The organism is Sphingobacterium sp. SGR-19, from assembly GCF_011043555.1.
Taxonomy (GTDB): domain Bacteria; phylum Bacteroidota; class Bacteroidia; order Sphingobacteriales; family Sphingobacteriaceae; genus Sphingobacterium.
In genome coordinates this window covers 1-2259 of record NZ_JAAKGS010000023.1, presented here as the reverse complement: position 1 = coordinate 2259, position 2259 = coordinate 1, and the positions used below count along the sequence as shown (strand labels likewise).

Below are 2259 nucleotides of genomic sequence, written 5' to 3'. Positions count from 1 at the left end.
GGTGTGTATATCGGTCATTCTGGGCCAAGGATATCGCTTGAATACGGGCCACCCGTATCGGTGATTACGGGCCAGCAATTATAAGATTATTTTTTCACTTTTCTCATTGATTCTCCGGATAAAGACAATCTGTGTGCGCCATGCACGAGTCTGTCCAGTATCGCATCTGCTATCGTGCCTTCCCCAATAACTTCGTACCATGCACTGACTGGCAGTTGAGAGGCGATTATGGTGGACTTCTTATTGTGCCGGTCTTCAATGATCTCCATAAGCAGATCTCTCTGTGGTTTGTCCAAGCTTTGTAGGCCAAAGTCATCCAGGATCAAAAGATCCTGCTTTTCGATCCGTGCGATTTCCTTAAACAGCGAGTTGTCCGCTCTTGCCGAATGAAGTCTGGCGAATAGTTTAGCGGTATTATAATAAGCCACACGGTACCCCATAGCACAGGCCTGATGGCCCAGAGCAGACGCAACATAACTCTTACCCACGCCAGTTGGACCGACCATGAGAATATTCTCCTTCTGTTGGATGAACTGGCCAGAGGATAGCCTTGTCAGCAAGTCCCGGTCAAGTTCTCGAGATGCCTGATAATCAACATCGGACAGATGTGCCTGATAACGGAAAGCTGCCGCCTGTGTCAGCCGGGCAATCTTTTTGTTGGACCGATCCTGCCATTCGGCGTCCACTAAGATGGTAAGCAGTTCGTCCGCAGTTAACTGTAGATGGCCCTGTGATTCGATACTGCTTCGATAGGCCAGTAACATGCCGTGCAGTCGCAGATCTTTCATTTTTTCAATAGTTTGTTGTACGTTCATATGGATCTATTTATATTATTTATATTAAGAATAATAAGTTGCCCCCCGCAGGTTTTCATGAACGGGCAGTGTGGGGGATTCTTCGGCCACGTCCTGCTTATCGAGACCCTGTTTAAGGATGGATTCCAGTATTTTGTAACCGTATTGCTCAAATACCATGGCACGGTGACAGGCCATTTTCAGGCGCTCAGTGCCGTATGTCCTTCCCAGACGCTGTATACCCCAACAGGACCGGAATGCCTGTTCAGGATGGGGGCGTCTGGCGAATACTTCTTCCAGATAGCGGTGGATTACTGGATCCTGGGACTTCCCCCAGTAAAGAAAGCTCTCCACACTGCATTCCTGCAGGAACCGGTGGTTATCGGGCATATGACCGCTATGGGTTGTATAGCCGCCACTCTTACGGCTTCTGATATGTGAGGCTATCCGTTTACTCTGGTGATAGACCTCCACCGAGATCTCACTGTAGCGGACATCAACCTTTTTGCCGATATACTGATATGGCACGCTGTAGTAATGGCGGTCATCACTGAGAAAGATATGGTAGTTCTTCTGTACGGTAGCAGACTTATGCACCAATAGTGTAAAGGGTTGGGCCGGCAATGGCGAGAGAAGATGTTTTTCGTGCTCTAGGAACAGCTGTTCACGGCTGGCCTGCTTGAGCTGGTACTTTCGTCGGTTATACGCTTCCAGCAAGGGACGGATCGCCACATTGAGTGAATGCAGGTCGAAGAACACCCGGTCTTTCAGATGAAAGCAGATACGCTGATAAACCAGCCTGACGGCATGTTCAACCAATGCCTTGTCTTTGGGTTTATAGGCACGCGTGGCCATTACCGCTGTCCCGTAATGCAACGCAAATAACTTAAAGTCACGGTTCAGTTCCGGTTCATAACGATGGGGACGGGTGACGGCAGACTTCAGGTTGTCGGTGACGATCAGCTTTGGGACACCTCCTATGAACTCCAGGGTACGCCTCATACTGCCCAGAAAAGATGCTTTTCCCTGGCTTTCGCTGGCTTCAACATAGGTATACCCCGTACCGGCAAGAACGCAAACAAAAAGCTCCACCGGATGCAATTCGCCCGTCTCTCTATCGGTCAGATTGAGACGGTCGCCCGCATAATCTACAAGCAGCTTTTCGCCCATCTTATGCTCTATGTGCATGGAGGCGTGCTGGACCGCAAAAGCTTTCTGAACATGCTCCTTGAACTGCGTGTAACCGTAACCCTCCGGATAACGCTGACGGTACTGTTCCCAGATGTTCAGGTAGGTAAACCCGGAACTTTGCATGGAACGCTTGAATTCCGGAAACATGCCAGCCAGTTCTTGGTACGCATCCGGTTTATTGAATACTTTCGGCGGCGGCAATACCGAGCCAAGGGACGTTTCATCCAGATCTTCCAGTTCGGAAAAGTCCTTTCCCGATTCCTTCAGATGAAGT

2 protein-coding genes are annotated in these 2259 nt (G+C 49.5%); both read right to left on the bottom strand.

All coding sequences use genetic code 11. The features are described from left to right. Nucleotides 1-86 precede the first annotated feature (86 nt). A complete protein-coding gene (gene istB / locus G5B43_RS19180; protein ID WP_165296412.1) occupies nucleotides 87-815 on the bottom strand; it encodes an IS21-like element helper ATPase IstB in 729 nt (242 codons plus the stop codon). A 24-nt stretch (nucleotides 816-839) separates the two neighbouring features. Then, nucleotides 840-2259 (bottom strand): IS21 family transposase (istA, locus tag G5B43_RS19175; protein WP_165296411.1); only part of this gene is annotated, 1420 nt, incomplete at its 5' end.

Coding starts and splice junctions, on each gene's coding strand:
- istB (WP_165296412.1), bottom strand. CDS start 815: ATGAACGTACAACAAACTATTGAAAAAATGAAAGATCTGCGACTGCAC.